Here is a 665-nt window from a genome sequence, read left to right on the forward strand (position 1 = left end):
CGACCCCTACCACCTGGCCTTAGCCGTGGTGGGCCCGGATGGAAACCTGAAGCATCACCTCACCCTCTCCCTGGAAGAAGTGGACCGGGCTCACAACAGGGGAGCGAAAGAGCTCGCCCTCTGGAAGATCGCCCACGAGGTCATAGCCCTGGCCCTGAAGGAAGGCGTGGCCATCGCCACCGAACGCTTGAAGTATCTCCCCAAGGGAAAGAGGGGAGACGGCTCAGGCAGGGCCCTCAGGCGGACCCTGCACCGCTTCGCCTACCGCTCCCTCCTCAGGAAGGTCCACTCCTTGGCCAGGAAGAAGGGCGTCCAGGTGGTGGAGGTGAACCCAAAGGACACCTCCACCATCGGCATGCTCAAGTACGCCCCGCAGCTCTCCCTCTCCAAGGACGTGGCCGCCGCCTACGTGATCGGGAGGAGGGCCTTAGGGTTCAGGGAGAAGCTTCCCGAGGGGTACGAGAAGCTCCTGAAGGACGAGGCGTTCCTGGCCCACGCCCAGGGGTTCTACCGGGCTAAAGCCGAGGAACTCCGCACTCAGAAGAGAAACGAGCGTGACAAGTCCCGCGGGGACAGCCTCTCCCGTGAGCTCAAGAGGGCTCAGGGGTCCCTGTCCCTGCTCTCAAGCCTTCAGGGCTCGCCGGGCGGCCGGGACGGGTTTACCG

At 64.7% G+C, this 665-nt stretch carries 1 protein-coding gene; it reads left to right on the top strand.

Features of this window, described 5'->3' with window-relative positions:
* Positions 1-665: IS200/IS605 family accessory protein TnpB-related protein (locus ACYQ0J_RS00830; protein ID WP_460170297.1), on the top strand; the 665-nt coding region annotated here is incomplete at both ends.

The organism is Thermus sp. FJN-A (genome assembly GCF_054655095.1).